At 57.4% G+C, this 25550-nt stretch carries 29 protein-coding genes; 16 read left to right on the top strand and 13 right to left on the bottom strand.

The window, feature by feature from the left end; translation table 11 throughout:
• Nucleotides 1–422: 422 nt before the first annotated feature.
• The 3 genes from ACOYW1_RS11590 to ACOYW1_RS11580 all read left to right on the top strand — a co-directional run bounded on the left by ACOYW1_RS11590 (nt 423) and on the right by ACOYW1_RS11580 (nt 3047).
• Nucleotides 423–761, top strand: a complete 339-nt coding sequence (locus ACOYW1_RS11590) for a P-II family nitrogen regulator (protein WP_482416327.1) — start codon at nt 423–425, stop codon at nt 759–761.
• Nucleotides 762–814: 53 nt separating this feature from the next.
• On the top strand, nt 815–2218 hold the full coding sequence (locus ACOYW1_RS11585; protein ID WP_482416328.1) for an ammonium transporter: 1404 nt from the start codon (nt 815–817) through the stop codon (nt 2216–2218).
• Nucleotides 2219–2297: 79 nt separating this feature from the next.
• Nucleotides 2298–3047, top strand: coding sequence for a nitrogenase component 1 (locus ACOYW1_RS11580; RefSeq protein WP_482422913.1), 750 nt, complete (start codon nt 2298–2300; stop codon nt 3045–3047).
• Nucleotides 3048–3119: 72 nt separating this feature from the next.
• Here the strand turns inward: ACOYW1_RS11580 and ACOYW1_RS11575 are convergent, their stop codons facing one another.
• Entirely contained in the window at nt 3120–4076 is a 957-nt protein-coding gene (locus ACOYW1_RS11575) for an ABC transporter ATP-binding protein (RefSeq protein ID WP_482422912.1), read from the bottom strand.
• Nucleotides 4073–5083: an ABC transporter ATP-binding protein gene (locus ACOYW1_RS11570; protein ID WP_482422911.1), complete on the bottom strand. Its 1011-nt coding sequence runs from the start codon at nt 5081–5083 to the stop codon at nt 4073–4075. The genes ACOYW1_RS11575 and ACOYW1_RS11570 overlap by 4 nt, the downstream gene beginning before the upstream one ends.
• Nucleotides 5084–5342: 259 nt before the next feature.
• On the opposite strand from ACOYW1_RS11570, the gene ACOYW1_RS11565 reads away from it, so the two are divergent.
• The 6 genes from ACOYW1_RS11565 to ACOYW1_RS11540 all read left to right on the top strand — a co-directional run bounded on the left by ACOYW1_RS11565 (nt 5343) and on the right by ACOYW1_RS11540 (nt 11281).
• Nucleotides 5343–6644, top strand: coding sequence for an ABC transporter substrate-binding protein (locus tag ACOYW1_RS11565; RefSeq protein WP_482422910.1), 1302 nt, complete (start codon nt 5343–5345; stop codon nt 6642–6644).
• A 538-nt stretch (nt 6645–7182) separates the two neighbouring features.
• On the top strand, nt 7183–8130 hold the full coding sequence (locus tag ACOYW1_RS11560) for an ABC transporter permease (protein WP_482423708.1): 948 nt from the start codon (nt 7183–7185) through the stop codon (nt 8128–8130).
• Nucleotides 8130–8960 carry an ABC transporter permease gene (locus ACOYW1_RS11555; RefSeq protein WP_482416334.1) on the top strand — a complete coding sequence of 277 codons (831 nt, stop codon included), beginning with the start codon at nt 8130–8132 and terminating at the stop codon, nt 8958–8960. The genes ACOYW1_RS11560 and ACOYW1_RS11555 overlap by 1 nt, the downstream gene beginning before the upstream one ends.
• Before the next feature lie 170 nt (nt 8961–9130).
• Nucleotides 9131–9550: a hypothetical protein gene (locus ACOYW1_RS11550; protein WP_482422909.1), complete on the top strand. Its 420-nt coding sequence runs from the start codon at nt 9131–9133 to the stop codon at nt 9548–9550.
• On the top strand, nt 9451–10701 hold the full coding sequence (locus tag ACOYW1_RS11545) for an amidohydrolase (RefSeq protein WP_482423707.1): 1251 nt from the start codon (nt 9451–9453) through the stop codon (nt 10699–10701). Before ACOYW1_RS11550 ends, ACOYW1_RS11545 begins: the two co-directional genes overlap by 100 nt.
• A gap of 124 nt (nt 10702–10825) precedes the next feature.
• Nucleotides 10826–11281, top strand: coding sequence for a DUF3592 domain-containing protein (locus ACOYW1_RS11540; RefSeq protein WP_482422908.1), 456 nt, complete (start codon nt 10826–10828; stop codon nt 11279–11281).
• Between the two features lie 302 nt (nt 11282–11583).
• On the opposite strand, the gene ACOYW1_RS11535 is transcribed toward ACOYW1_RS11540, so the two are convergent.
• The 10 genes from ACOYW1_RS11535 to ACOYW1_RS11490 form a co-directional block, all read right to left on the bottom strand.
• The gene (locus tag ACOYW1_RS11535) at nt 11584–11931 is read right to left on the bottom strand and encodes a DUF3795 domain-containing protein (protein ID WP_482422907.1); all 348 of its coding nucleotides are present in this window, start codon (nt 11929–11931) and stop codon (nt 11584–11586) included.
• A gap of 133 nt (nt 11932–12064) precedes the next feature.
• On the bottom strand, nt 12065–12820 hold the full coding sequence (locus tag ACOYW1_RS11530; protein ID WP_482422906.1) for a DUF6597 domain-containing transcriptional factor: 756 nt from the start codon (nt 12818–12820) through the stop codon (nt 12065–12067).
• A 13-nt stretch (nt 12821–12833) separates the two neighbouring features.
• The gene (locus tag ACOYW1_RS11525) at nt 12834–13280 is read right to left on the bottom strand and encodes a DUF6144 family protein (RefSeq protein ID WP_482416339.1); all 447 of its coding nucleotides are present in this window, start codon (nt 13278–13280) and stop codon (nt 12834–12836) included.
• Between the two features lie 119 nt (nt 13281–13399).
• Entirely contained in the window at nt 13400–14080 is a 681-nt protein-coding gene (locus ACOYW1_RS11520; RefSeq protein WP_482422905.1) for an HAD family hydrolase, read from the bottom strand.
• A gap of 369 nt (nt 14081–14449) precedes the next feature.
• Nucleotides 14450–14782, bottom strand: coding sequence for a GNAT family N-acetyltransferase (locus ACOYW1_RS11515; protein ID WP_482422904.1), 333 nt, complete (start codon nt 14780–14782; stop codon nt 14450–14452).
• A complete protein-coding gene (locus tag ACOYW1_RS11510) occupies nt 14716–15033 on the bottom strand; it encodes a hypothetical protein (protein ID WP_482422903.1) in 318 nt (105 codons plus the stop codon). The genes ACOYW1_RS11515 and ACOYW1_RS11510 overlap by 67 nt, the downstream gene beginning before the upstream one ends.
• Before the next feature lie 35 nt (nt 15034–15068).
• Entirely contained in the window at nt 15069–15710 is a 642-nt protein-coding gene (locus ACOYW1_RS11505; protein WP_482422902.1) for a hypothetical protein, read from the bottom strand.
• 239 nt (nt 15711–15949) lie between these two features.
• A complete protein-coding gene (locus tag ACOYW1_RS11500; RefSeq protein ID WP_482422901.1) occupies nt 15950–16762 on the bottom strand; it encodes a glycerophosphodiester phosphodiesterase in 813 nt (270 codons plus the stop codon).
• Between the two features lie 102 nt (nt 16763–16864).
• Nucleotides 16865–17476 carry a TetR family transcriptional regulator gene (locus tag ACOYW1_RS11495; RefSeq protein ID WP_482422900.1) on the bottom strand — a complete coding sequence of 204 codons (612 nt, stop codon included), beginning with the start codon at nt 17474–17476 and terminating at the stop codon, nt 16865–16867.
• Nucleotides 17477–17605: 129 nt separating this feature from the next.
• On the bottom strand, nt 17606–18328 hold the full coding sequence (locus ACOYW1_RS11490) for a MipA/OmpV family protein (RefSeq protein ID WP_482422899.1): 723 nt from the start codon (nt 18326–18328) through the stop codon (nt 17606–17608).
• Between the two features lie 238 nt (nt 18329–18566).
• Here ACOYW1_RS11490 and ACOYW1_RS11485 point away from each other — a divergent pair, with 238 nt between their 5' ends.
• From ACOYW1_RS11485 to ACOYW1_RS11470, 4 genes are all read left to right on the top strand, one after another.
• Nucleotides 18567–19037 (top strand): MarR family transcriptional regulator, encoded by a 471-nt coding sequence (locus ACOYW1_RS11485; RefSeq protein ID WP_482416347.1) that lies wholly within the window; start codon nt 18567–18569, stop codon nt 19035–19037.
• 440 nt (nt 19038–19477) lie between these two features.
• Complete coding sequence (locus tag ACOYW1_RS11480) at nt 19478–20038, top strand: class I SAM-dependent methyltransferase (RefSeq protein WP_482422898.1); 561 nt, start codon at nt 19478–19480, stop codon at nt 20036–20038.
• 100 nt (nt 20039–20138) lie between these two features.
• Nucleotides 20139–20555, top strand: coding sequence for a hypothetical protein (locus ACOYW1_RS11475; protein ID WP_482422897.1), 417 nt, complete (start codon nt 20139–20141; stop codon nt 20553–20555).
• 433 nt (nt 20556–20988) lie between these two features.
• Nucleotides 20989–22335 carry a uroporphyrinogen decarboxylase family protein gene (locus ACOYW1_RS11470; RefSeq protein ID WP_482422896.1) on the top strand — a complete coding sequence of 449 codons (1347 nt, stop codon included), beginning with the start codon at nt 20989–20991 and terminating at the stop codon, nt 22333–22335.
• 63 nt (nt 22336–22398) lie between these two features.
• Here ACOYW1_RS11470 and ACOYW1_RS11465 read toward each other — a convergent pair whose 3' ends face one another.
• Nucleotides 22399–22767 (bottom strand): hypothetical protein, encoded by a 369-nt coding sequence (locus tag ACOYW1_RS11465; protein WP_482422895.1) that lies wholly within the window; start codon nt 22765–22767, stop codon nt 22399–22401.
• A gap of 549 nt (nt 22768–23316) precedes the next feature.
• Between ACOYW1_RS11465 and ACOYW1_RS11460 the strand changes: the two genes are divergently transcribed.
• The 3 genes from ACOYW1_RS11460 to ACOYW1_RS11450 are packed head-to-tail and all read left to right on the top strand — an operon-like array spanning nt 23317 to nt 25374.
• Complete coding sequence (locus tag ACOYW1_RS11460) at nt 23317–23796, top strand: 3'-5' exonuclease (protein WP_482422894.1); 480 nt, start codon at nt 23317–23319, stop codon at nt 23794–23796.
• The gene (locus ACOYW1_RS11455; RefSeq protein WP_482422893.1) at nt 23796–24992 is read left to right on the top strand and encodes a DNA polymerase domain-containing protein; all 1197 of its coding nucleotides are present in this window, start codon (nt 23796–23798) and stop codon (nt 24990–24992) included. Before ACOYW1_RS11460 ends, ACOYW1_RS11455 begins: the two co-directional genes overlap by 1 nt.
• Nucleotides 24949–25374, top strand: coding sequence for a hypothetical protein (locus ACOYW1_RS11450; protein WP_482422892.1), 426 nt, complete (start codon nt 24949–24951; stop codon nt 25372–25374). The genes ACOYW1_RS11455 and ACOYW1_RS11450 overlap by 44 nt, the downstream gene beginning before the upstream one ends.
• The last annotated feature ends 176 nt before the right edge of the window (nt 25375–25550 follow it).

Raw genomic sequence — 25550 nt, 5'->3', positions numbered from 1 at the left:
ATCACCGGATCACCGGGGATGTCAATAACGATCTGTCAATCGAATACCAACGGCTTCTTGCCGCAATTTATCTACACTTAAGCAGGTTTTTCGCTGTTGTCAAGGACGGGGTGGGTTCCATGGGAAAAAGTGGGCCCGGGCCGGGGGCTTGTGGCCTTTCGCCCCGACGACGACGGGACGACGCGACTTGATATGACAAATATGTATTTTTTATTTTTTCAAAACACAAAAATGTTACCCATTCAAAAAGCCATGACACCTCAATGCAAGTTTTGCCGGATAGATATTTGGAAGCCATGGGTTGTTGTTTCAAGGTCTTGTATCGGTGTAGCTCACCCATATCGCGAATTTGGCACACCCGTTGCACTATACACAAGTCAACATCACGGAGACAGGAATCCACGACAAAAAAGGAGAGTTTCATGCGAAAAATTGAAGCAATCATCAAGCCGTCCCGGCTGGACGAGGTAAAAGATGCCCTCAACGAAATCGGCATCAACGGGATGACCGTCAGCGAAGTTCGCGGGTTCGGAAGGCAAAAGGGCCATACCGAGATCTTTCGCGGCGCAGAGTACCAGGTGGACTTTATCCCGAAAATCAAGATCGAGATCATTGTGGAGCGCTCCATCATGGAGAAGGTGCTCTCGGTCATCGAAGAAAAGGCTGGAACCGGAAACATCGGGGACGGCAAGGTTTTTGTCCTGCCCGTGGAGCAGGCGGTGCGGATCCGCACCGGTGAATGCGGCCGGGAAGCCCTCTAACCAGAAGCCTGTATACGGAACATCACCCAACCAAACGCTTAAGGAAAAGAGAGATGAAAAAAAGATTCATGACACTTACCGCGCTGCTGGTCGCAGCTTCGTCAGCCTGGGCAGGGGACGACACCCCCACTGCTCTGACCAACCGGGATGCCATTGCACTGGTCCAGGAGCATGCCAACTTTGTCTGGACCCTGGTGGCTGCATGCCTCGTCTTTTTTATGCAGGCGGGTTTTGCCCTGGTGGAAGCCGGGTTTACCCGGGCGAAAAACGTCATCAACATCATGATGAAAAACCTCATGGATTTTTCCATGGGGTCCCTGGCCTACTGGGCCGTGGGCTTCGGCCTGATGTTCGGCGTGAGCAAGGGTGGCCTCATCGGCACCTCAGGCTTTTTCCTGAGCGACTACACCCCTGGCGGTGATCCCTGGATCCTGGCCTTCTGGATGTTCCAGGTGGTGTTTGCGGCCACGGCAGCCACCATCGTCTCCGGTGCCATGGCCGAGCGGACCAAATTCTCCGCATACCTTATTTACAGCGTGCTCATCAGCGCCATCATCTACCCCATCTTCGGCAGCTGGGCCTGGGGCGGCCTCCTCAACGGCAGCGGATGGCTTGAAAAACTGGGATTTATCGATTTCGCAGGCTCCACCGTGGTTCACTCCGTCGGGGGCTGGGCAGCCCTTGCCGGAGCCATGGTCCTGGGGCCGAGGCTCGGCAAATACACCAAGGACGGCAAGGTCAAGCCCATCCTGGGCCACAACATCGGCCTGGCTGCCCTGGGCGTCTTTATCCTGTGGCTCGGATGGTTCGGCTTTAACCCCGGCTCCACCACCACGGCAGATAAGAGCATCGCCATGATCTTTGTGAACACCAACCTGTCGGCTGCTTCGGCCGCAGTGGCCGCCATGTTCGCCTCCTGGATCATCTTCGGCAAGCCCGAGGTGGGCATGAGCTTAAACGGCGCCCTTGCCGGCTTGGTGGGGATTACCGCAGGCTGTGCCAACGTGTCCCCGGGAAGCTCCATCATCATCGGGCTTGTGGCAGGCGTCCTGGTGGTCTTCTCCGTGCTCTTCTTCGACAAATGCCGCATCGACGATCCCGTGGGTGCCATCTCGGTCCACGGCGTGTGCGGTGCCTGGGGCACCCTGGCAGCAGGAATTTTCGACATGAACGGGTTCTCCATGTCCGTGGTGGGTGTTCAGCTCATCGGCATCGCGGCCTGTTTTGCCTGGACCTTCCCCACGGCTTACGGCCTCTTCAAGCTCCTTGAAAAGACCATGGGCCTGAGGGTCTCCCCCGAAGAGGAGATGGAAGGCCTCGACCTCTGCGAGCACGGCGGCACAGCCTACCCCAACTTTGAGGTGTTCAACTACGGCGGTGGCGGCGGTTCCGCCAAGCCAGCAGGCGAAATGGGCGCCTCCGGGACCTATGAGAGGCCGCCCGAACCTGCCCACTGACCCACGCAACCCCATGTAAAAACGGTTTCCGGCGGTGCCGTTGTGCACCACCGGAGACCGGAAGCGAAAGGAGTTTTCCATGCATACCGTATCACGCTTACCCCACTGCTGCGAACCGGGAGCCGTACTCTCCCCCGTCACCGATGCCCTTCACCTGGTCTACGGTGACACAGGCCAGAGGGCCTGCCCCGTATCCTTGCATGGAAAATCCACCGTCAACCAGACCAAAAAACGCCCGCCCCTGTCCGTGCACTTGCCGGGCGTTCGGGGTCTTTCCCAGGGACGGCGCATGCTCTACAGGGGCCTCACGGATCTTATCGACGGCCATCACCCCGCCGCTGCCTTTGTCTACCCCACGGGCAAGGGAGAACGCCTGGGCGATGAGGTGGACGCGGTATGCAGTCGGGTGGAAGAAGAAAAGGGCATTCCGGTGATCCCCGTGCACTCCGAAGGCCCGAAAGGAATGCGCAGGGCCGCGGACCGGGCAGCCTGCCAGGCCCTGTTCCGGCTCATGGGAACCGGGGACATCTCCGGCATCACCCCTGCCTCGGTAAACATTCTTGCAGGGCCCGGAAACAGGTGTGCCGCCATGGCCCTGAAGAACCGTTGCCGGGAGCTGGGGGCCGAGGTGGTGGCCGTGCTTCCGGGATGCAGTAGCGTGGCGGAGATCCGCCGTAGCCACGGGGCGTCCCTCAACCTGGTTTTCGGTGGCGGGGCCATGCTGCAACTGGCCCTTATGATGGAGGTGGAGTACGGCATTCCCCTGGTGCAGGTGTCGGGGGATACAAAGGAGGCGGTAAGGGCTGCCCTTGCCGGCGTGAAAAGGTAAGGCGCAACGCGTTTTTGACTGGAGACGTGCAGGCCCTTTTCGCAAAAGGGCCTGCACGGTTTTATCTGGGTATCAGCAATAGTGGCAGGCCGTTTTTCGGCCTGCCTCTTTTGTTTCCAGCTCGGGTTCCACCAGGTCACACCCTTCCTGACGGTTGGGGCACCGGGGGTGAAAGCTGCACCCCTTGGGCGGGTGGATGGGACTCGGCACGTCCCCGGAGAGGATGATGCGTTCCCGCGGCCTGTCCGGGTCGGGATAGGGAATGGCCGAAAGGAGGGCCTTGGTGTAAGGGTGCTTCGGCTTGGCGTAGACCTCTTCGCAGGTGCCCTCTTCCACCACCTTGCCCAGGTACATGACGGCGATGCGGTCACAGATGTGCTCCACCACGGCCAGGTCGTGGGAGATGATGATGTACGAGAGGTTGAATTCCTGCTGGATGTCGATGAGCAGGTTGATGATCTGGGCCTGGATGGAAACGTCCAGGGCAGAGACGGGTTCGTCACCGATGATCATCATGGGGTTCAGGGCCAGGGCCCGGGCAATGCCGATGCGCTGGCGTTGACCGCCGGAGAATTCGTGGGGGTAGCGATTGCCCTGCTCAGGAGAGAGGCCCACCTTTTGTAAAAGCCAGGCCACCCGGTCGTTTCTCTCGGATTCGCTGCCCATGCCGTGAACCTTCATGGGCTCGCCGATGGCGCGGTTGACGGTCATGCGGGGGTTCAGGGAGGAGAACGGGTCCTGGAAGATCATCTGCATCTTCTGGCGCGTGCGCCGCATCTCGGCTGGGGTAAGGCTGTCCAGGTCGGTGCCGTTAAAGATGAGCTTTCCGTGGGTTTTTTCGATGAGCTTCATGGCGGCAAGGCCCGTGGTGGTCTTGCCGCAGCCCGATTCACCGACGATGCCCAGGGTTTCGCCCCGGCCCAGGGTCAGGTTGACGCCGTCCACGGCGTGGACCACGTCCTTGCAGCAAAAGCCGCCCTTGACGGGAAAATGGACTTTCAGGTTGTCAACGGTCAGAAGGTCTGTCACGCGGTGGCTCCTTTCACACCTGTGGATTCACACCGCCAGCACCGCACCGCATGGTCCGGAGAGACCTGGAACAGGGGCGGCAGCTCAGCATCGCACCGCTCACTCCGGTGGGGGCACCGGGGGGCGAAGCTGCACCCTTTGGGAAGATCGTAGAGGCTGGGGACCATGCCGGTGATCTCCGTAAGGCGGCTGTTGCCGTCTGAATCTTTGGAACCGATGACGGGCACCGAGTTCATGAGCCCTTTGGTGTAGGGATGGCCTGTCTCCCGAAACAGGGTGCGCGTGGGGGCGGACTCCACGATACGGCCCGCGTACATCACGATGACCCGGTTGGCCATCTCCGCGATGATTCCCAGGTCGTGGGTGATCATCATGATGGCGGTCTTCTGCATGGCCTGGAGCTTGAGCATGAGGTCCATGATCTGGGCCTGGACCGTGACGTCCAGGGCCGTGGTGGGTTCATCGGCGATGAGAATTTCCGGGTCGCATGCAAGGGCCATGGCAATCATCACCCTTTGCCTCATGCCGCCGGAGAGCTGGTGGGGATATTCCTTTACCCGTCGAGCGGGTTCCGGCACCTGGACTTTTTCCAGCATCTCCACCGCTTTGTTCATGCTCTCCCTTTTGGATACCCCGCGATGGAGGGCGTACACCTCACCGATCTGCCTGCCCACGGTTTTCACCGGGTTGAGGGAGGTCATGGGCTCCTGAAAAATCATGGAAATGCGATCGCCGCGGATTTTTCGCATCTGCCGGGCGGAGAGCCCGACGATGTCTTTGCCGTCGTAGAGGATTTCGCCGCTCTCGATGCGCCCGGGCGGTTCCGGGATGAGTCGCATGATGGATTGGGCGGTGACGCTCTTACCGCAGCCGGACTCCCCCACCACGCCCAGGATTTCGCCGGGGTACATCCCGAAGGAGACGCCGTTGACCGCGTGGGCCACACCCCGCTGGGTGTGAAACCGCGTGGTGAGGTTCTTCACTTCCAATAAATAATCGTTTTGCATGGTTCCCCTGATTGAATGAAAATTGAGCAAAAATTAATACCAGCAAATCATTGTCCATTCAACTCTTAAAAAAAACTCCATCGCCTTTAAACATATACCTAAGCGAATGCTTTACATATCTTACGTTCCTTAAGCGGAAACATAAAATCAGATTTAGTATAACTTATTGACAGTCAATTGATGGTGTGGTTCTATTTTTAGTTCTCGTAAAAAACTGTTTTCGAATAATCAGTCACAGTAACTCAGGAGGATCGTTTTGATGAAGAAGATTGGATTGTTGCTGCTTGCCGCAGCGACGGCTCTTCTGGTGACGGCGGGTGGGGCGGCGGCCTCATCCGGCGGGACCTTTGTATTCTGCGCGCCCTACGGCGGTGACCTTTTTTCCCTGGATATGCATAAAACCTCACGGACCCAGGACTACATCGTGGGGCTGAACATCAACCGCAGCCTCTACAAGTGGGACGCGGACCAGAGCAAGCCCGTCCTTGACCTGGCCACCGAAGCCAAGGTATCTGCCGACGGCAAGACCTACACCTTCAGCCTCCGCAAGAACGTCAAATTCCACAACGGCCGCACCCTGACCGCCGACGACGTCATCTGGAGCTACAACCGCATTGCCCAGCCCGAGACCACCTCTTCCGCGGCCAGCTACATCGCCAACATCGACGGTGCCGAGGCTGTCATCGCAGGCAAGGCCAAGACCATCACCGGCCTGGAGAAGATCGACGACCACACGTTCAAGATGACCCTGAAGCACCCCGTTGCCATCGGGTACTCCCTCTGCAAGGTGGAAACAGCCATCGTTCCCCGTGAGGCCCTCGAAGGCAAAGAAGCGGCATTCGCCACCAACCCCGTGGGTTGCGGCCCCTTCAAGTTCGTTAAGTGGGTGCGCGGCAGCGAAGTGATCCTCGAAAAATTCGACGGCTACTTTGAACCCGGCAAGCCCTACATCGACAAGCTGGTCTACAAGATCATGCCCGAAGGCGCGGCCCGTGACATTGCATTCCGCGCAGGCGAACTCGACGCCAACATCGTGGGGGCTTCCCAGTACCCCATCTACCAGCGTGACCCCGAGATCAAGGACAACATGATCGAGGTGGCCGAGATGTACACCCGTATCATCGGTTTCAACCCCGAGTTCAAGCCCTTTGCCGACAAGCGCGTGCGCCAGGCCATCAACCACGCCATCAACGCCGAGCTCATCATCAAAAAGCTCCTCAAGAACAAAGCGGTTCCCGCCACCGGTTACCTGCCCACCAGCTCCCCTGCCTATGAAAAGGCCATGAAGGGTTACGACTACAACCTGGCCAGGGCCAAGGAGCTGATGAAAGAGGCGGGCTACGAAGACGGCTTTACCTTTGAGTGCATCGCAACGGCCAACAAGAGCTGGGGCGTGGGCATCGTGGAGGCCCTGATCCCCTTTATGAAGCGCATCAACATCACGGTCAAGCCCCAGCAGCTCGAAGGCGCCGCCCTGGGCGAGCGCTGCCGGCGGGGCCGGGCCAGTTCGACGCCTTTATCTGGTCCATCGAGTCCGGTCCCGATCCCCTGGAGACCCTGAACCGTTTCCGTTCCACCACCCCGAGGTCTGCCGGCAACTACACCGCCTATGCCAACGCCGATTACGACAAGGCCCTGGACCAGGCTGCCGCCGCCTCCTCCGAGACCGAGAGAATCGAGTGGGTCAAGAAAGCCAACCGCATCCTCTTTGAGGACGCCCCCTTCTGGTTCTTCAACTACAACAAGGCCATCATCGCCTATCATCCCTGGGTTCACGGCATCAAGCCCGTGGCTATTGAGATGATGCTTCAGGACTTCACCAACCTGAAACTCGACGACAGCTCTCCGCGCAAGTAAGCCCGGAAGGCCGCGTAAGGGGGAGGACGCTCTCCCCCGATTCACACATCAAACCACAGAGCCTTGCCGGTACGGCAAAGGGGCTCTGTGGTTTTGCCATTGAATGCGTTTCATGGGTACCGTTACACCACAATTTCTCGGAAAGGCCTGCGTCGGCACACCCTGCCCATCGCAAGGCACCAGTGGCCTCGCCGGAATACCGGCGGGGCCATTGATACGCTTTTCGGCACCATTTATTATTTATCCCAGGTTGTTCAACGTATAAAGCTGACGCCTTTCGCCGTCTCCAGATTCATCCCCACGAGATCCTGATCATCTCCATGATCATGTTCGTGCTGCTCAACCTCCTGCCGGGGAACGCCGCCCTCATGGCGGGCGACCAGCGCAAGGCACCGGATCCCCGGATCGTCGAGCAGCTTAAGAAAGAGTGGGGCATCGACAAGCCGGTGCACACCCGTTACTTTATCTACCTCAAAGGGCTTGTCCGGGGCGACCTCGGTACCTCGTTTCTGCGCCGTGAGCCGGTGAACAAGCTGGTGGGCGAGCGCATCTGGCCCACCCTGCGTCTCTCCATCGCCGCCCTTCTCATCTCCGTGGGCATCGGCATCCCCCTTGGTTTTATCTCCGCCCTGAAGCGCGGGACCCTTGTGGACACAGCGTCCATGATCGGGGCGGTTTCCGGGGTCTCCCTGCCCCAATTCTGGCTGGGGCTCCTCTTGATGTACCTCTTTTCGGTGGTTCTCGGCTGGCTGCCCTCCTCGGGCTACGGCCACGGAAAATTCGCCAACCTCATCATGCCCGCCATCACCCTGGGCATCGGCTACACCGCCCTTCTCGCCCGGGCCACCCGGGCCGCTGTCCTTGAAGTGCTGCACAAGGATTACATCCGAACCGCACGGGCCAAGGGCCTCTCCGAGCTTCTGGTGAACTGGCGCCACGTCATGCGCAACACCATGGTGCTGGTGCTCACCACGGCAGGGCTCCAGTTCGGCGCCCTCATCGGCCAGACGGTCATCGTGGAGAAGCTCTTCTCCTGGCCGGGACTCGGCTCCCTTCTGGTGGACTCCATTTTTCAGCGGGACATCCCCGTCACCCAGGGCTGTATCCTGGTGATGATCCTTGTCTTTCTCATCGTGAACCTTGTGGTGGATCTTCTCTATTCGGTGGTGGATCCGAGGATTGAATACTGATGGCATTTTCCAAAGCGGCACTCAAAGGCAGAAGCAACCTGATTATCGGCGCGGTGCTGACCGCCCTGGTCATCGGCATGGCGGTGTTCGCCCCCCTGCTGGCACCTTATCACCCCATCAACGACGCGGACCTCATGGTCTCGGAGGAACCCCCGTCCGCAGATTACCTCTGCGGCACGGACACCCAGGGGCGTGACGTTCTCTCCCGGGTAATCTACGGATCCCGGATCTCCCTTTCCGTGGGGCTGGTGAGCCAGCTCATCAACACCATCATCGGTGTGATCCTAGGGGTCACCGCCGGGTATTTCGGCACCTGGTGGGACGATCTGGTCATGGGGCTCACCAACATCATGCTCTCCATCCCCTCCATGGTCTTTGCCCTGGCCATCATGGCACTTTTAGGCCCGGGGCTGGTGAACGTTTATATCGCCCTGGGGCTTACCAACTGGTCCTTTACCTGCCGGATCACCCGGTCCCAGGTCCTTTCGGCCAAGCGCATCGAGTACGTCCGGGCCGCCGAAGCCCTGGGCTACGGCAAGTGGCGCATCATGTTTGCCCAGATCCTGCCCAACGTGGTGGGGCCCATCCTGGTCATGGCCACCCTGGGCATCGCCTACGCCATCCTGACTGAGGCCTCCCTCTCGTTCCTCGGCCTGGGTACCCAGCCCCCCACCCCGAGCTGGGGCGGGATGCTCTCCAACGCCCGGGAACAGTTTTTCACGGCCCCCTGGATCTCCATCTATCCGGGCCTGGCCATCTTCGTCACCGTCCTGGGGTTCAACCTTCTGGGCGACGGCCTGCGGGATCTTCTGGATCCCCATAAGCATTAAACCATGCGAGCCTCCGGCGGCCCTGCCGGGGGCCTAACAGATAAACAGGGGTTAACCCCATTTGGGGTCGCTTTTTTCCATTCCGCAGACTGCGAGATGTCCCTTGGGTGATGCAACAACGGAAACATGCTGCTAAACTTGGGCTAAAAAAGCGACCCGCCGGAGGCAACATGAAGCGCGCCATTGTATCGACAAAAATCTACACGGGGGTACCCGATGCCCCCTTTGCAGAAGCCCTTCTCATGGAAGACGGCCTTATCACGGCTGTGGGCACCACCAAAGAGATCATGTCCCGGGTCACCCCGGACACCACCGTCTCCTCCATGTCCGGTCACCTTGTGGTGCCCGGGCTCGTGGACGCCCACTCCCACCTGGCCAGCTACGGCCTGACCCTGACCCGGGTCAACCTCGTGGGCCTGCCCTCCCTTGCCGCCTGCAGAAAAGCCATCGCAGAGGCCGTGGCCTACACCACCAGGCCCAATTCTACTGGATCATCGGGCGGGGCTGGAACCACCACTTCTGGGAAGAGCAGCGCGAACCCACCCGGGCCGACCTCGACGACATCTCCCCCGACCACCCCGTGGTCATGACCCGGGCCTGTGGCCACCTGATCTGGGTGAACCAGAAAGCCCTTGAAGTGGCCGGGATTACCAAAGAGACCGTCACCCCCGAAGGAGGCCAGATCGATCGGGATGAGAACGGCCTTCCCACGGGCATCGTCCGCGAGTGCCTGGAGGTGATCCGGGACCACATTCCCCCTGTCACCCACGAAGAGAGAAAGGCCGCCATCCTGGAAGCCCAGGAGCGTACCCTGGCCTACGGCCTTACCGGCACCCATGTCTGCGAAGAGCTCGTCGACTACCTGGCCTACGCCGAGCTGGAAAAAGAGGGAAAACTCACGCTGCGTGTCTGCCACCTGTTGCCCCCGGAAGACCTGGAAAAAGCCGATGCCCTGGGCATCACCGCGGGCTCGGGCAGCGAGCGCCTCTGGCACACCCACGTCAAGCTCTTCATGGACGGCTCCCTGGGTGCGGAAACCGCCTGGATGTTCGATGACTACGAAGGCTCTCCCGGGTGTTGCGGCCTGGCCTGCCTCACCAACGAAGAGCTTCTCGCACAGATCGAGATGGCCTACAAAACCGGACGCAGCGTCGCTATCCACGCCATCGGGGACCGGGCCGTCTCCGCCGCCCTTGACGGGTTTGCCGCCATGCGCGTTAAGTACCCAGGCACCAGGCGAGATCGCGTTGAGCACGTTCAGCGGGTCACCGACGAGGACCTGAATCGATTCAAAGAGATGGACGTCACCGCCTCGGTACAGCCCGGATTTCTCCCCACGGACTGGAAGACCGCCGAGGCCAAATGGGGGCTTTCCCGCTGCCGTCAGGCCTACACCTGGAAACGCATTCAGGAGACAGGCATCCGCATGCAGTTCGGCTCCGATGTGCCCGTGGAGTCCAACGACCCCATGATCGGCATCCGCGCGGCCATGTTCCGCACCGACGCCCAGGACAAGCCCACCGGCGGCTGGTTCCCCGAAGAGGCCCTCACCTTCTGGGAAGCCATCGACGGCTACACCAGAACCGCTGCATGGACCGCTGGTGTGGAGGAAAAGTCCGGTACCATTGAGGCTGGCAAGTGGGCAGACCTGACCATTTTTGACGATGCCTTTGACGAACCGGAAAAGTCCGTCCTCAAAGCCTCTGTGGTGAAAACCATTGTGGGGGGCAAAGAGGTATAATAAACACCAGGTCGCGGGATACCCCCACACCATGGCAAACAGGGCCATGGCCCCTATGTGCTTCAAGGGGCTGGCCCTGCATCCCCTTAACGTTTTCTCAACTCGTTTACAGGATGATGGACCCATGACACGACTGGTAATGATCCCCGTGCTTCTCTTCGGGATTCTTCTGCTCTACTTCTCTCAGAGGTCATTTTTTGAATCCTGGGACCTCACAAAAAACGCCGAGCACACCTACGGAGAGGTTGTGGATTACACGACCAGTCAATCCGACGGAACCACCTACTACTACCCCGTGCTCACCTTCACCACCCGGGACGGCCAAACCATCACCTTTGATGCAAAATCAGGCAGCTCCAAGCCGAAGTATGCTTACGGCGAGAAAGTTGAACTTCTCTACGACGCCACCAACCCTTCCAACGCCCGTGAAAAAGGCTTTTTCGCCCTTTGGGGCGGTGCGCTCATCGCAGGGGTCATGGGGCTCATTCAGACCGGTATCGCCCTGTTCTTTCTGGACAACCCCTTTGCGTCCAAGGATGACGACGATGATGATGAAGATGACGATTACGATGAGTCGTAATCAGGCCCCTGCATCCTGATGGATGCATTCCGGCTCGACCATATAAAAACGGTTGCTCTCCCAAGGTGCGGGAGGCAACCGTTTTTTATTGTCAAAAAAGCCTCCGGCGGCAAGGTGAGCCACCTTGAAAGCAGGGGCCCCACGGTGTTTTGCCCCTCGCTTCTCGGGTCAAAGCACATCCCACCTTTAAAGCGACATTCATTCAAATAGTTTTAATTGCGAACTGTTTGTTCACCTTTTTTAAATGCTTAATTCCGGTTAATGTCAGGCGAAACCTTTTTTGTTTTCCAGAACCGATGACGCTACCTGCCGCCCCCTTGCTTTTGCCGCAAGGCCTCCAGGGCTTCCCCGACAACCGGGGCCTGCGCGATAAAGCCCCTCAGCGTTTCACAGACATACTCAGGGCACGCTGCGCAGTGAGGCGCCTCCTTTTCCATGGCGCATTTCCGGATTTCACACAGCGATTCGGTGAAGAAAAATTTTTCTCCCTCCGACGTGCATCCCCGGCAGTTGATCTGCTCCGGAGAAATGTCGGTCTTGTACTCAATGGTCCACGCCTCGGCAACCTCTTTGCGCCTGGCATCTGAATCATCCCGGGTCGCTTTATACGCCTCGCATTGCGAGCAGTCCATACCACAACGAGCTATCATTTCTGTTCCTTTCATCAAAAAAAACGGTGCAATGCTCCACCCCGGTGTCACGACCATCCGGGCTGAACATCAGTTGACGGTAAAAAAGCGTACCTGAAGGAAAGCTGCGGTGTATTGGAAAAATGGAACCTTTTTATGCGGGGGAAAGGTACTCTGCGGGGGTAAGGCCGGTGATGCCCTTGAATTCATGGATCATATGGGACTGGTCAAAGTAGCCGCCCTCCTGGGAAAGGTGACTCCAGCCATGAAGGTTCCCATTTTTGTGCAGGGCGATGGTTTGGTGCAGGCGCACCACCTGCATCAGGAACTTGGGGGACAGGCCCGTGGCGTGGAGGCATCTGCGGGTAAAGTGCTGCCTGCTCCAGCCAATGGCATCGCTGATCTGCTGCACCGAACACTGCCCGCCGGCATTGCGGATCAGGCGAAGGGCCTCGGCAAGGGGGCGTTCCGGGGGAGATAAACCGGCTATCTGCCTGAGAAACACCTCATCGAGCAGGGCGACGCGATCCTGCGGCAGGGCCTTTTCCGCCAGTTGGTCCGAGAGTGCATGGGTGGGATTGCCCAAGGCGTCACAGGCGTCCACCATCAGGTCGGTGAAGTGATGCATGGGAGTCTTGAAAAGGGAGGTCGCCATGGCGGTGTGGAATCGCACCCCAAAAAGGTTGGTTTTCCGGCTTTGAACGGGCTTTGTCATGGCGCCCACGACAAAACACCTCAAGGGAGCTGCGGGTTCCAGATCAAAAATGATGTCCACGCAGCCATCGGGTATCACGGGCTTCCGGGCCGACAGCCGGGCTTTGGACTGGACATGGCACGACCAGTAGCAATCGATGAGAGACGCAAGGAGAGGATGGGGCCTGTACTCCGCGTATTCCGGGGGTGTCATCATGGGCATGGGCAAATTACACAACGGTAATTTCTTGAAGACAGATGGTGTCCCCGTTGAGAATGGATTTCAGCAGGGTGACCTTCACCGGCCTGCCGAAGAGCGTCTCAAAAATCTGCCGGGTATACCCGACGGTGCAGTTGCAGAGAAACGGATGGGTCACCTTGCCGGATGTCACCATGCCGCAGGCACACTCGGTGTACTCCAGGTAGATCGTTCCATCCTTTTTATAGAGGGATGGTCTGTTGTCATACAGCTTGGCCTTGTAGGTATCAAACAACAGGTCCAGGTCATCCTTGTGGGCAACGGACTCCCGAAGGGCTCGGATTGATTCAAACCCCTCGGAGGACTTCAGGCAGGCCCTGCCGCAGTTTTCCACGGCTGCTGCGGCGTCGGGGCTCTTGCTGGTGCTCAGCTCGCTGAGGATGGTGTTGATCCATGCGGACGGGTCGTTGGATTCCATGATTCTCCCCTTTGTGTTTCCGATGCCATGGCCCGATGATGTCTCTGGCTGCGTGCATCAATGTTCCGTAAGGGGTTCCTTATACCACGATGGCATAAAAAAACAAAAACGCCACCGCCTCAGAGCACATGCCTTAAAACGCCGGACAGGGATTGAACGGAATAGGTTTGCCCGTAATCCGCTGTTTCCCCGGGTGCCAGCAGGATGGATCTGGCCCCCGCGTTTGCTGCGCAGGCCATGTCTTTTTCTTCGTTGCCCACATAAAAAACGTGGCCGGGGTTTGCGCCAAACGCCTTCATCAAGTTGATGAGCCCCAATGGATGGGGTTTTCTGACCCCCACCTCGCATGACGACACAACGCGATCCATGAGGGGAACCAGCGGCCCCAGATCGTCCATCAGAAAATCCCGGGGCATGCCGTAGGGCACGTCGGAGAGCACGGCCGTAAAGACCCCTGCGTTTTTTAACTCGGTAAGGGTCGTGACCGCAGACGCTTCCACAACGGCCCTTCGCTGAAAGTAGGCAAAGAAGCTGCGCCCAAAGGCAGCCCCGTCCACTCCCAGCACCGTGGCGATTTTTTGGGTGACCTCCCCTTCTGCGACTTCAAAGGTGCGTTGATGGGTCCGCGTGTTGTAAAAATCCAGGATGGAGACGGCCAGCTCCAGGTCGGGCGTGGTGACGCAGATACTGTTCTTCACCAGAAAATCGTTGATGGCATCGATGTAATGCTCGCTCCAGTTCAGCGGAATGCCGTCATAGGAAACAAGGGTCTCTCCGAGATCGAATACGACGAGGGTCATGATATCCCCACTGCTCACCCGGAGATATTTCCGGGCTACTGTTTAATACAGATAAACACCGAACCGTTCCTGCTCTCGATGGAAATCTTCCCCATTCGGTGAAGGGCAGCGCATTCTCTTTCACCATCCTGGCGGGACATGTGATCCGTCAACCGATCCGCAAGGCCGTCGGGATCCAGGCCTCCGCACTCTTTCAGGGTACTGAGTATCTTCAACTGGTTGTCGGTGAAGGCCGTTTCCGGGTTGCGCTTGTGGAAGGACTCGGCTCGTGATATATCCGGGCAAGGGAATCGAGGCGTTGCATTTACTGCATTCCATGGTTTCCTCCGGAAACAGTGATGAAGACACCTTCGCCCGCCCCCGGAAACATCAGGGGCGGGCTTCCCTCAACATGTAGCGGTTTTCCACATCGAACACCTGTGATGTGGCGATAACCTCAAAGCCGAAAAGCTCATAAAACATCACATTTTCATCCCTGTCTGTTTCCAGGTACGCCCTGGCGGCGCAGGCATCCACCTCGTTGCAGAATCGATCCATGAGCCTTGAGCCGATTCCCAGTCTCCGGTGGGATGGAAGGACGCCGATGGGCCCTAAGTGCCAGTGCAGCTCCTTGGGATCCTGAAGGGCCCATTCCCTCAGCCAGACGAATTTTCTCCACCGGATGTCCGTTTTGCCGTCGAATTCAGGCGGTCCGTCCGGCAAATCACGGCCGGAGCACGAATTAATTCCCTTACTGAGCCTAGGATGTCTCTCTCTTCTTTTGCCAGGAAGACAATGCCCGGCCTCTGAGTCAAAAGGTCATCAAACATGGCCTCGATTTCGAGGCGTTCCTGTTCGCCGCTGCCCAGGAACACGGCCTGATGAAGGGGGTTGTCGAGCATGGCGAGGCTGAGGACCTTTGCCGCTTTTTTGGCCTCGTTTTTTTGCATCAGCGAAATGGTTATGTTACCCATGGTACGCGCCTTCTTTTGAATCGGATCGATCCACGTTACGGGTTTACGGGCTCCCAGATCGATTCATCCGGCCGAAAACCGGATGTCTGGGTCAGCATCGCATAGATAAAGACATCTTCATCCACCCCACTCTCTTTGATTTGCTCTTCAAGGACCATTTCAGTTATCGAGAACATGGAGGTCAAGTCAATGCGCCATGTCTTGTCTTCTTTTCGAAAGGTAAACCCAAAGGGAGCCTCCCCCTCTTCATTGACGACATGGGTTTCTGCAACATTCTTTTCAATGCTTGAGACGGTTATCTCCAGGTTTGAAATGCTTTCCTTGCCGATCCACCCATTTTCAACGGCGTAAATAAACAGCTCTTCCCCGTTCATTTCCCTCAACTGTTGATTGCTGATGGAGTGACGGGCCATGGTAACGATCATCTTCGTGCCGAATGACATATTCTTTGTCTCGGATTCCGATGCTGTCATGACCTTGTCAAGGATCTCATCATAATAGGCCTTTGTGTTGGAATCTACGTAGAAATATGCCGTAAACCCGTCCTGGTTGAGAAGTGCAGATTTGTATTGCTGAAATGACTCTTTGACCATGGGGGCTTGATCCACTTTACTGCATCCGAAAGCAATAAAAGTCAACAATGCGGTTGCACAGATCATCTTTACCAATGACTTCATCGTGTTTCTAGCCTTATCACGTATGGGAAATCGGGCCTGAAAAAAGTGCGGAGACAACGTGTCTGATTGAAGGGGCATGAACATTGAAATTCTGAAGGGTTGAGTTTTAATGCATGACTCCCCTCAATAATAAATCAGGCATAAGAATTCATGTATCATCGATAAGAACATAGTTCCCATGCCTGTGCAAGGGCAAACTCGCTCTTTGAGAAGCAGTAAAACCCTACGTTACAGGCACATCACAAAGAAGGGTCGCCGCCGACCTTATCGGAGATCACCACCCCTACCCCTGCAGCCACCGCCTTTTCCATATCCTCAGGCCCATCGACGGTCCAGGCGTTGACCCGTTTCCCCAGGAGCTTTGCACCTTTCATCCAGATTTTTTCTCCGGCACCGGGCTTGGGAAACAGGGTAATTTCGGGGTGAAGGGTGTCTGCGCCCGCCAGAAACCCCTTGATGCCGGACCGGTTCAGCAGCGTGTTGACTTTGAACCGCCATTTTTTTTTGTCTTCGATCCGTACCGTGCGGTCGTTGAGGCGAAACAGGTAGGCCGTCTCGATGGTGCGATGAAAAAAGCGCGTGGTGATAAGGGTGTTCAGGTCAAAGGAGGAAAGGATCACCCGGTCGTCGATACCGTGATGCCGGATGACGTTGACGGCTTTTCGGGCGGTGTGGCAGACAAAACGGTGGCTTGACTTGATCTCCACATTGAAAATGCTCTCTTTCCTTGATGCAATGAACCCACAGGCATCGTGGAACAACGGGACCTCTATCCCCTCTTCCCGGGCCGTTGCCCGGAGCTCTGCCAGTTCTTTTTCCCAGGGGAAAAAACCGAGCCTCGCCTTGCAGAACCAGCGGTTGATGACAATCAGCTTGCCGTCGGCCGTGGACTCCACGTCGATCTCAATGCCGCGGGCACCCCGCCGGAAGGCCTCTTCAAAGGCTTCGAGGGTATTTTCTGTGACATGGGCGTGCCGGACGCCGCGATGGCCCAGGATGACAGGGTTGTCCGGGCTCTCTTCTACCAGTTTGTCGATAAGAGTGCTTCTCACGGCCGGGTGCCTTTACTCTGTGGGCAACCTTGGCTGAAGAGGGCTCTGTCAGGCAAGGTTGCCGGGTCAATGGGGAAGATAGATCGGGAAAAGGCCGGGGCCCTACCCTTTCATGGTGTTGATGTGCATCTCAAGGAGGGGATATCCGTCTTTGGTAAGGCCCATGATGGATTTATCGAGGAGCCACATCTCCACGATGCCCCAGGTAAAGGAGACCAGGGAGAGCCCGCACAACCTGGGGTCCAGGCCGGGCTTCAGCTCTCCTGCCTCGGCAAGGGCGGCGAACACCTCGGTGACGTTGGCGATTCCCTCCTCGGTATTGAGCTTTTGAGAGGTGAGAAACGAATGCATCTCGTCGGTGTACTCCACCTTGTACTTCAGGACACGGTAGAGCCTGGCATACCGGGTGTTGGTCTCCAGAAGGGCCAAATAGCTGTGGAGAGCTTTCAGCACCGTCTCCCAGGAGTGGGGCCCGGAGTCGGTGAGTTTGAATCGCCGGTCGTCGATGGTGCCTTTGACCCAGTCGCAGCATTGGGCAAGGATGTCCTCTTTTCCCTGGAAATGCCAGTAGATGGCTCCCCGGGTGACCCCTGCCTCATTGGCGATGTCTCCCAGGGTGGTCCGGGAGTAGCCCTTGAGGTCAAAAAGGGTCAGGGCGGCATCCATGATGCCGAGTCTGGTTTTTTCAGCGTCTTCCTTGGTTTTACGTGCCATGCAACGGCCTCCTGATGTTTTGGGTCTTGTAACATATTCGGCGACTCATTTCATCCGTCAACAGGCTCAGCTATTCTTTCATCGGGACCACGGCGACGAGACCGCGGCCCCGACCCCTTGGGCTTTGGGCTACAACAGGGTCACCACCACCCCCAGGTGCCCGGCCACGATGTAGTCCTCATTGACAATGGGGCTGTTGTGGATCTCATTGCCGAAGTACTCTGCCTTGACGCCCCCCACCATGTTCAGGTTGGCTGCCAGGGGAACGTCAAATGATAAAGCGACAAAGCCGCTGACGTCGGCCTCGGGTTTGTATGCTTTGCGAAAGTCGGTGGCCTCGTTTTCCCGCACACCGTAGTAGTAATCCACCTGTTTGCCGCTGCGCCAGGTACTCCCTGCCGACGGGATCAGGGTGAACCGCCGGGTGCGGATGGGCATCAGGTAGGCCAGGGTCGCTTCCCCGCCGTTGTGGGTATCCGATGCGTCCAGGCTGCCGCTGAGCTTGATGCCGCCCACGGGGCTCCAGTAAGTGATCCGTGCCCCGGCTTCGATGGCCTCCTTTCTCTCGGCCATGCCTTCAAGGTAAGGGCTGTCCGAGGCCTCGTATCCGTTGACCCCGCGTGCAATGAACACGTCGAGACGGCACTGCTTCATGTTGACGACCTTGACGCCCGCCTTGATACCTTCCACGAAAAAGCGACGGTCTTCGCCAAAAATCAACGGCATGGGCAGGTAACGTTTGTCGTTTTCCAGGTCTTTATAGAGACGTGAAGAGGCCGCACCTCCGAATCCGATACGGAGCTTGCGGCCGTCGTCGAACGCCTGGGCCCCACCGGTCCACAGCAGGATCATGAAAAACACCAGGACGCCTCGCACACGATAATTGCTTACTTCTTGCATTGCATAACCTTTCTTGGGTGATGTTATTTATACATTCATTAATGTATGTAAAATGTGCGGCAGTTTATATACACTCGTGTATGTATGCGTCAAGGGCTTTCAACGGACCCCCCTGTTTTTTCAGGGCAACAGGAATTTCCATCCCCTCCGGTGTATTGACAAATTTGTTTAGTGGCTATACAGTCAGGCCATGGAATCAGACTACCTTTCAACAAAATTTGCCGCCTTCGATGCCATCTTTCACCGGGTGATGAACAAGATGAAACGCATCGAACAGAAACCCCGTTATTTCGGGACGGACATTCTCCTGTACCCCTCGGAGATCCACACCATTGAGGCCATCGGCAAGAACCCCGGCATCAACGTCACCGATCTCGCCGCTCTTCAGGGCGTTACCAAAGGAGCGGTGTCCCAGGTGATCCGCAAACTTGTGGATAAAGAGATGGTGATCCGGATGAAAGATGAAAAGTCGGACCGGGAAGTCCTTCTGGTGCTCTCCCCCACCGGCAAAACCGCCAACGCCGCCCATCAGAAGTTTCACTCCCGCATGGACCCCATCCTTCTGGAGCTCATCGACGGGGCCGACGAAGAAAAGATCGCCTTTATGGTGTCGGTATTTCAAGCCATTGAGCGATTCTGCGACCAGGTCCTCAGCGAATAAATGCCCCAACGCTTTAACCTTTATTTTGTCCCTCCAGCCCACATACGTTGACGTGCTGCGCCGATTCAAAACGGCGCACCGCAACGTGCCGCCTCCACTGTCTGCATTTGTTGATAGCACGTTTTTTCCCGGGTCTCGGTCATGGTCGGGACCCTTTGCCCATGTGGCGGTACCACATCGCATCGCGGGACCAGGGCCCATGAAAGAAAGGGCCTCAGGCCCCCCCACGGGTCACCTCCATGGAAAGATGATGAGCGCCGCCCCTGCTTCGTCCCCCGGAAGAAACCGCGAAACGCAGGTGCTCCGTGGCTCTCTCTTACCTTCTGCAAAAACCTGTTTTTAAAAAATCGAAAATTGTGTTGACAGCTTTGTTTAGTCGCTATACCGTTTAATTAAAGTTTAGCACCTAAACCTTAAACCCATCTGCAAAGGAAACCGCCATGAACACAACCGTATGCCCTTTCTGGGTCGGCTACCTTCTCTTAAACCCATTGCGAAAAAAACTTCAGAATCCGGAAAACCTTTTAACTCCGTATGTGAAACCCGGCATGACTGTGGGAGACATTGGCAGTGCCATGGGGTTCTTTTCCCTTCCAATGGCTGAAATGGTTGGCCCCACCGGACGGGTTGTCTGTGTGGATATCCAGGAACGAATGCTCAAAAAACTAAAAAAGCGCGCCATCAAGGCCGGGGTGGACGATGTGCTGGAATATCGGGTCTGTTCCCCCACGTCTCTTCACCTGGAGACCCCCGGCCGTCCCTATGATTTCCTGCTGGCATCGGCAGTGGTCCACGAAGTCCCCGACGCAAAGGCTCTCTTTGAAGAATCGTTTGAGGTCCTTAAACCTGGCGGGCGCCTGTTGCTCTCCGAACCCGCCGGTCACGTTTCCCAGGCAACCTTTGATCGCGAAGTGGTCGCAGCCGAAGCGTGCGGGTTCCACGTTCTCAGCATGCGTCCAGGGCGACGGACCCTTGAAGCGATATTTGAAAAAGCAGCCTGATCTTTTTTTACCCTTATTGTTTAGCATCTAAACCTAAAGGCACGGAGACACGAGGGGCTCTACGGCCCCTTGCAGCTCCACAACCCACAGGAGGACATCCATGAAAAAACTGACGTTCAACAAACACCTGTTTCTCACTGCAGCCATGCTGCTGGCCCTTTTTGCCTTTGCCTCCCCGGCGTCGGCCGCAGGGTTTGACTTTCTCTTCGGTCCCAAGGCGACACCGGGAACGGAGCTTCATGCCCTGGGAGCCCGGGCCATGGAACGCAACGCAGGAGGCGCCACCTACTTTACCAACGGAAAGGGCCGGGTTCTTGAGGTACGGGCACGCCACGCCAAGGACGGTGCCCTTCGCGTGGCCGTCAACCGGACCTACATCCCGGAGAACTTTAACGGCAGCCGTACTGCGGAAACCCTGTATCGCCGCCTGGGTCGACTGGCAAAGGAAAACAAAGCCATCAAGGCGGGGCAATACACCCTCATCGACGAGGAAAACGGGTTGGAGGCCTATCAGTGACCAGCGGCGCCACGGCGGCCAAAGCCCTGGACAAGGAGTAAGTTCTGCGGTCATACAGCTTACAGGATTGATTTGCAGTTCATATGGGCCAGGTGAGTTTTTGCCATGACTCCCGGGTCACATATTCATGCCAGAATCACTCTTTGGTGGCCGGAACAGTCATGCCTTACCCGTCCGTTTGTCTGTTCGTTCTATATTGCAGTGCATTCCGTGTGAACACCCCAAAAACACAGCCCGATTCGACGATGTGCTCGGATCGGGCTGTGTTTTGCGCATTTCACAATATGGGATATAATATTTAAAATCCCATATTGTGTTGCGCTGTCGGTTTTCACGTGTCATAGTAGCGACGTTTTGAGGGGGACACCCCCTGCCCGCCCTTTATTAGTGCCGGGCAAAACCATGACACACCACAGACACCAGGAGGATGACGATGAATGGTAAAGCCCTTATAAAAAGCTTGGATCATACTGAAGAGGTCCCCCGCACACCCTGGGTTCCTTACACCGGGGCGCAGATCGCGAACCTCAAAGGGTATGCTGCCGATGAGATGTTTCAGGACGTCGATAAACTCGTGGCGTGCCTCCTTGAAGCCGAAGCCCAGTATGCGCCGGACGGCCTCCCGGTGATGTTCGACCTGCAGGTGGAGGCCGAGATCCTCGGATGCGACCTGAAGTGGTACCCCAACACCCCGCCCACGGTGAGCAGCCACCCCCTGGCCGATGAATTCACCATCCCCACCCGGCGCCTGACCAGAGAGGATGGCCGAATCCCCATCATCATGGAGGCCACCCGCCGCCTCAAAGAGATGAAGCCGGATATCGCCCTGTACGGCTTGGTCTGCGGCCCCTTTACCCTGGCGTCCCACCTGCGCGGCACCAACATTTTCATGGACATGTACACCGCACCGGATCAGGTCAAGGCATTGATCACCTACTGCGAAGAGGTGGTCAGCGAGTATTCGGCGTTTCTCGTGGAGGCCGGATGCGATGTCATCGGTGCGGTGGATCCCCTGGTTTCCCAGATCTCTCCGGTTTCCTTCGAGCAGTTTTTAAGCGAGCCCTTTGCCGCCTATTTCAAAAAACTGCGGGATCAACATATTCCTTCCACCTTCTTTGTGTGTGGGGACGCCACCAAGAACATCCCGGCCATGTGCGCCACCCGGCCCGATGCCATTGCCATTGATGAAAACGTGGACATCGTGGAAGCCAAAAAGGTGACCGACGAACACGGTGTCCTGATCTCCGGCAACCTCCAGCTTACCATCACCATGCTCTTCGGGTCCCAGCAGGACAACCAGAAGGCGGCCATCGACCTCATGGACGCCCTGGGGACCAAGGACTTTATCCTGGCCCCGGGATGCGACGTCCCCTTCAACGTGCCGCCGGAGAACATCGTGGGCATCGGCATGGCCGTCAATAACAAGGAAGCGGTGCGAAAAGCCCTTGAAACCTACGTAAAAAAAGAGGACCTGCCGGACATTGACCTGCCCGACTACCAGAGCCTTGATCACGTCCTCATCGAGGTGGTCACCATCGACGCCCAGACCTGCGCGGCCTGCGGCTACATGCTCGCCTCGGCCCAGGACGGCTCGGCCTCCTTCGGGGACAAGGTCAAGGTGGTGGAACGCTCCATCATGTATCCGGAGAATGTCTCCTTTATGGGAAAGGTGGGCCTTGAAAATGCACCGGCCATGCTCATTAACGGAGAGGTCAAGCACGTCTCCCTGATCCCCACGCGTGAAACCCTGGAAGCGGAGATCAAGGCCGCATTGGGTTAACGAGGAAGTTCAGTTGCCTCCGGCGGCCCTGCCGGAGGCCTGCTTTTATTTTTTCTGAAGCCCCTATTCTCCAAGGCGTCTTAGCGCCTCCATATCCAGTTCCGCCCCTCCGGAGTTCATCTCCGGAGGGTAGCTCCCCTTCCTGAACCCCTCCATTAAGAAAGCGGCTTCGTGACCCACGGTGGATATGCGGCAGTCCCTGAACGAAGAATAGATGCTGTGGACATTGGCGCACGGTTCCCGGGAATCCAGCAGCACCTGAAGTCGCGAAAGATGCTCCTTTGTCAGCCAGGCGTCCGGTATCTCCGGCACCACAACGGTGGGACAGGGATCGTCTTTTTTTGATTGTAAAAACGCCAGAAAGGCAAGGGGGTCTTCGCGGGCCCAGTCAAACGATTCGTGTGGTCGGCGTTGCCCCCATCTGTGTTGCACACGATGCGAGCATCACCATAAAGACAATGGCCGAAAGAATCAGAGGAAGGCGTTTGGATCGGGGCATGGTGTTTTCCTGTGTGCGTTTTTGGTGAGAACAGTTTAGGGTGTTGGCAAGGCAACGCAGGGCGCACACCGCGCAGCCGTTGCCGCCACAGCCCAATGGACCATAGAATCCAGGGAAATACAACGGCAAAGGGACAGGTTTAGAGGAACGGTTTATGGAATCGCTCAAAGGGTACATACTGACGCGTGAAGGGGTGGATGTGCGCGATTCACACCACCTCCGGTATGCCGGGACCAGTGACCGGGGGCCCTTTGAAATCACCATCACCACCCATCGCCCCCTGTTTTTTCTCCTTCGGGGAACCCCGCTTCCCACGGGCCTCCCGTCATGTGAGCGGCGCGCCGTCGAGTTGACCGATTTAGGCTGCCCGGGGACTGCCTCGATTTTGAAAGCCGAAACGCCCACTACAAAGCCCGGAAGCTTTTTGAGGAGTCGAGCATCCAGACCTTTGAAGTGAAGCGCTTACTGAAGACCGCTACCTCATGGAGCGGTTTATTTATGGAGGCGTGGACATCCATGGTCCCTCAAGGGTTCAGGATGGTGTGATCCGGTTCACCGACCCGGTCATCCGCAAAGCCGACGTGGAACCGATTTTTTCCCTTCTCTCCCTGGACATCGAGACCGGCCAGCGCGGCGAGCTCTACTCCGTGGCCTGCCACTTTACAAAACCGGTGTCAGGCGGTGTTGACGGAAGCCAGGTTTCCGAAGGCATCGTCCTGATGCTGGATCCTGGAGCGCAGAATCGAAACACCGCTGCCCCCCGCCTTCACGGCAGGCTCCCGGGAACCCCGTGCGAAGCCCTTCCCGGCGGGGGCGTGATGCACCGGTTTCCTGACGAAAAGGCGCTCCTTCACGGATTTTTCAGGGTGTTGAAAGAGTTGGATCCGGACATCCTCATTGGCTGGCACGTCATCGGCTTTACCTTCCTTGAGGGCAAAGTGAAATTGAGATCCCTTTCTTGATGGGGCGAAACCAAAAACCGCCCAGGATCCGCGAGGTGCGCAAAGGCATCTACCGGGTCGAGGCCTGCGGCAGGATTGTCGTGGACGGTCCCCCTGCCCTGCGGGGCGCCTTTTACACCTTTGACAACTTCCGACTGGAGACCGTGGCCACAGAGCTTCTGGGCACTGGCAAAGAGATCGGCGAAGACGTCGACAAGGTGGCGGAGATCGAGCGCCGGTTCCGGGAAGACAAGGTGGCCCTGGCCCGCTACAACCTCTTGGACTGCACCCTGGTGACGGATATTTTCGCCAAAACCGGCCTCATCGACCATCTCTTCAAGCGGGCCATCATCAGCGGCCTTCCCATGGACAGGGTGGGCATGTCCGTGGCGGCCTTCGATTACTTTATGCTGCCCCAGGTCCACCGCAAAGGGCTGGTGGCCGCCAACGTCCGGGACGTGGAGAGCGCTGGCCACGCCAAAGGAGGCTTTGTTTTCTCCAGGGAGGCGGGTTTTTACGAGCATGTGGTGGTGCTGGATTTCAAGAGCCTGTACCCCTCCATTATCCGAACCTTTCACATCGATCCCCTCTCGCGGCTCCGGGCGGAGACAGCCACTGTGTCCACCCCGCCAGGCATCGACTTTTCCCGGTCCGAGCACGTTCTGCCCGGTTATATCCAGTCCCTCATGGAGAAAAGGGAACAGGCCAAAAAAGCCGGGGACCCGCACCTCTCCCAGGCTATCAAGATTTTAATGAACAGCTTTTACGGGGTCATGGGAACCCCGGGGTGCCGTTTTTATCACCCGGATCTCCCTTCTGCCGTCACAGGTACCGGTCAGTGGGTGCTGAAGACCACGCGGAACCATCTGGAAGATCAGGGTTACGAGGTGATCTACGGGGACACCGATTCGGTGTTTGTCTGCCTCAAGGCTTCTGAAATCGCCGAAGGGGAGGACGCTCCCAAGGCGCTTGTGGCAAAGCTCAACGCCTTCATGGCCAGAACCATCCAGGACATGTTCGGTGTGGCCTCCCGGCTAGAGCTGGAATTTGAAAAGCATTTCACCCGGTTTTTCCTCCCCTCCTTGCGGGGCGGTGGAGAGAGTGCCAAGAAGCGCTACGCAGGCATGGCGCGTACCGGCCATGCAAAAACTTGTCATCACCGGTTTGGAATTCGTGCGCTCCGACTGGACCCACTTTGCACGGGACCTCCAGTTTGAGCTGTTTCAACGGATTTTCAACGACGACGAGGTGGAGACCTGGATCAAGCAGAAGGCTACAGACCTCAAAAACCACGTCTACGACGCGGACCTCATCTACCGCAAGCGCCTCACCAAACCCCCCGGAGAGTACACCAAGGCCATCCCGCCCCATGTTAAAGCCGCCCTTCTCCTGGGCAAGGCCGGTGAAAACGCCCGGGAGAGCCGCTACGTCATGACCCTTCGGGGGCCGGTTCCCGTTGAACTCCCCCACCCCGACCTCGACTACGGCCACTACATCGAAAAACAGCTGGTCCCCATTTTCGATGCGGTGATGATGTTTTTCGGGACGTCCTTCCATGAGATCATCCACGGCCGCCAGCTGAGCCTCTTTGACGATTGATTTAAGGCTTCCTTATTTATTTAAATAAAAGCACAAAAAACAGCCTCCGGCGGCAAGGTGTGCCACCTTGAAAACACCCATGTGGGGCTCTTCCCCCTCGTTCCTCGGGTCAAATCCCAGCGGTATTCCGACGAACCATTGTGTGATTATTTGTTTCCGACAGCTCTCCTCTGGCG

It is taken from the genome of Desulfoluna sp. CYM3A, from assembly GCF_056829965.1.
This window is presented reverse-complemented; position numbering and strand designations above follow the sequence as displayed.

Excerpts from the sequence above, each read along its gene's own strand:
- ACOYW1_RS11485 (WP_482416347.1), top strand. The coding sequence starts at position 18,567 with ATGGAATCAGACTACCTTTCAACAAAATTTGCCGCCTTCGATGCCATC.
- ACOYW1_RS11460 (WP_482422894.1), top strand. The coding sequence starts at position 23,317 with ATGGAGCGGTTTATTTATGGAGGCGTGGACATCCATGGTCCCTCAAGG.
- ACOYW1_RS11585 (WP_482416328.1), top strand. The coding sequence starts at position 815 with ATGAAAAAAAGATTCATGACACTTACCGCGCTGCTGGTCGCAGCTTCG.
- ACOYW1_RS11495 (WP_482422900.1), bottom strand. The coding sequence starts at position 17,476 with ATGGCACGTAAAACCAAGGAAGACGCTGAAAAAACCAGACTCGGCATC.
- ACOYW1_RS11490 (WP_482422899.1), bottom strand. The coding sequence starts at position 18,328 with ATGATCCTGCTGTGGACCGGTGGGGCCCAGGCGTTCGACGACGGCCGC.
- ACOYW1_RS11510 (WP_482422903.1), bottom strand. The coding sequence starts at position 15,033 with ATGGGTAACATAACCATTTCGCTGATGCAAAAAAACGAGGCCAAAAAA.
- ACOYW1_RS11580 (WP_482422913.1), top strand. The coding sequence starts at position 2,298 with ATGCATACCGTATCACGCTTACCCCACTGCTGCGAACCGGGAGCCGTA.
- ACOYW1_RS11475 (WP_482422897.1), top strand. The coding sequence starts at position 20,139 with ATGAAAAAACTGACGTTCAACAAACACCTGTTTCTCACTGCAGCCATG.
- ACOYW1_RS11455 (WP_482422893.1), top strand. The coding sequence starts at position 23,796 with ATGGGGCGAAACCAAAAACCGCCCAGGATCCGCGAGGTGCGCAAAGGC.
- ACOYW1_RS11555 (WP_482416334.1), top strand. The coding sequence starts at position 8,130 with ATGGCATTTTCCAAAGCGGCACTCAAAGGCAGAAGCAACCTGATTATC.
- ACOYW1_RS11505 (WP_482422902.1), bottom strand. The coding sequence starts at position 15,710 with ATGAAGTCATTGGTAAAGATGATCTGTGCAACCGCATTGTTGACTTTT.
- ACOYW1_RS11480 (WP_482422898.1), top strand. The coding sequence starts at position 19,478 with ATGAACACAACCGTATGCCCTTTCTGGGTCGGCTACCTTCTCTTAAAC.
- ACOYW1_RS11530 (WP_482422906.1), bottom strand. The coding sequence starts at position 12,820 with ATGATGACACCCCCGGAATACGCGGAGTACAGGCCCCATCCTCTCCTT.
- ACOYW1_RS11540 (WP_482422908.1), top strand. The coding sequence starts at position 10,826 with ATGACACGACTGGTAATGATCCCCGTGCTTCTCTTCGGGATTCTTCTG.
- ACOYW1_RS11570 (WP_482422911.1), bottom strand. The coding sequence starts at position 5,083 with ATGCAAAACGATTATTTATTGGAAGTGAAGAACCTCACCACGCGGTTT.
- ACOYW1_RS11470 (WP_482422896.1), top strand. The coding sequence starts at position 20,989 with ATGAATGGTAAAGCCCTTATAAAAAGCTTGGATCATACTGAAGAGGTC.
- ACOYW1_RS11525 (WP_482416339.1), bottom strand. The coding sequence starts at position 13,280 with ATGGAATCCAACGACCCGTCCGCATGGATCAACACCATCCTCAGCGAG.
- ACOYW1_RS11590 (WP_482416327.1), top strand. The coding sequence starts at position 423 with ATGCGAAAAATTGAAGCAATCATCAAGCCGTCCCGGCTGGACGAGGTA.
- ACOYW1_RS11550 (WP_482422909.1), top strand. The coding sequence starts at position 9,131 with ATGAAGCGCGCCATTGTATCGACAAAAATCTACACGGGGGTACCCGAT.
- ACOYW1_RS11520 (WP_482422905.1), bottom strand. The coding sequence starts at position 14,080 with ATGACCCTCGTCGTATTCGATCTCGGAGAGACCCTTGTTTCCTATGAC.
- ACOYW1_RS11535 (WP_482422907.1), bottom strand. The coding sequence starts at position 11,931 with ATGATAGCTCGTTGTGGTATGGACTGCTCGCAATGCGAGGCGTATAAA.
- ACOYW1_RS11565 (WP_482422910.1), top strand. The coding sequence starts at position 5,343 with ATGAAGAAGATTGGATTGTTGCTGCTTGCCGCAGCGACGGCTCTTCTG.